The organism is Streptomyces sp. NPDC007095 (assembly GCF_040634475.1).
In the GTDB taxonomy this organism is placed as follows: Bacteria; Actinomycetota; Actinomycetes; order Streptomycetales; family Streptomycetaceae; genus Streptomyces.
Window position 1 is genome coordinate 1 of record NZ_JBEYFS010000095.1, and the last position, 1,277, is coordinate 1,277.

Annotated in this window: 3 protein-coding genes; 2 read left to right on the forward strand and 1 reads right to left on the reverse strand. The window is 71.5% G+C overall.

Translation table 11 applies throughout. The features are described from left to right. Positions 1–95: 95 nt before the first annotated feature. A complete protein-coding gene (locus tag ABZ656_RS29040) occupies positions 96–569 on the reverse strand; it encodes a hypothetical protein (protein WP_360271408.1) in 474 nt (157 codons plus the stop codon). A gap of 88 nt (positions 570–657) precedes the next feature. Here ABZ656_RS29040 and ABZ656_RS29045 point away from each other — a divergent pair, with 88 nt between their 5' ends. Together ABZ656_RS29045 and ABZ656_RS29050 are read left to right on the forward strand one after the other, a co-directional pair. Further along, on the forward strand, positions 658–879 hold the full coding sequence (locus ABZ656_RS29045; protein WP_360271449.1) for a hypothetical protein: 222 nt from the start codon (positions 658–660) through the stop codon (positions 877–879). Between the two features lie 116 nt (positions 880–995). After that, positions 996–1,136, forward strand: a complete 141-nt coding sequence (locus ABZ656_RS29050; protein ID WP_360271410.1) for a hypothetical protein — start codon at positions 996–998, stop codon at positions 1,134–1,136. The last annotated feature ends 141 nt before the right edge of the window (positions 1,137–1,277 follow it).

The following is a 1,277-nucleotide window of genomic DNA, read 5'->3' on the forward strand; positions in this document are numbered from 1 at the left end:
CATCCACTCCGGCTCGTTCTTCTTCGCGGAGATGTCGCGGACGACGTCCTCGTTGACCGGGTGCGCGGACTCCCTCGACGTGTTTTCGGAGCCTGTTACGGATGCGGCGCCGTGAGATACCGCTGCACCGTCGGTGCCGGCCATGCCACGACCTCCTCGCGTGGCAGCGCGACGGCGGGCTGGAAACGCAGGACGTAGCGGGCCATCGCCATGCCCAGCACCTGTGAGGCGGTCAGCGCGGCCCGTGCCGGCGCCTGCTCCGGGTCGGGGCACACGCGCAGCGCGACCGGCATGAGCTGGTCCCGGAAGATGCCCTGCATGCGCTCGGCACCGTCCGGATTGGTCACGCCGACCCGGAGCAGCACGGTGAGGACCTCGTTCTCCTCCCAGAGGTCGAGGAAGTGGCCCACCAGGACGCGGCCCACCTCGCGCGGGTCCAGCCCCCCTGGACGCCGGCGCTGCGCTCCGCGTTCACCACGGTCCTCGACAGCGTCGGCCCCATGCGCCGGAAGGCGGCGGGCCAGATCACCGGCATCGGCTTCGCCTACCGTGCCCCGCGCGGCTCCCACGCCCTCGTCGGCACCCGCGTCCCCGATGTCGCCCTGAAGGACGGCCGCCTCTACGGTCGCCCTGAAGGACGGCCGCCTCTACGAAGCTCTGCGCGGCGGCCGGTTCGTCCTCGTCGCACCGACGGCGGCCGTCCGGGCGTACGGCCTTGGCGACCTCGAGCACCGCAAGGACCGTCTCACCGTGGAGAGCTGGGCGAGCGACCGGCGTACGACACTGCTGGTGCGGCCCGACGGATACGTGGCCTGGGCCGCCGAGTCCCCCGATGCGGCGACGGTCGAGACGGCGTTGGCGGCGGCGCTGGGCGACTAGATCTCGACATCGGCGCCGGCGTCGGCGTCGGGAGACAGGATCTCAACCCGTGGGTCGAGGCGGAAACCCACCCTCGGCTCCACCCTGGAGCCGAGGTGGTTCCGCGTTCCGGGAGCGTGGCGCGGTTCAGTCAGGACAACCTGATCACCGGCTCCGACGCCTGGACCGCCGCGCTGCTGCTGATGGCACTGGCTCAGGTCCTGGGCCGGCTCGCCGTGATACGCGTCAGGTCGAGCCGGGTCGCCACGGCTGGCTGAGGGCCTCCGAGCCGAGCCGAGCCGAGCCGAGCTGAACCGAGTCGAGTCGAGTCGAGTCGAGTCGATCCGAGTCGAGCCGAGCCGGTCTGAACCGAGTCGAGTCGATCCGAGTCGAGCCGAGCCGGTCTGAACCGAGTCGAG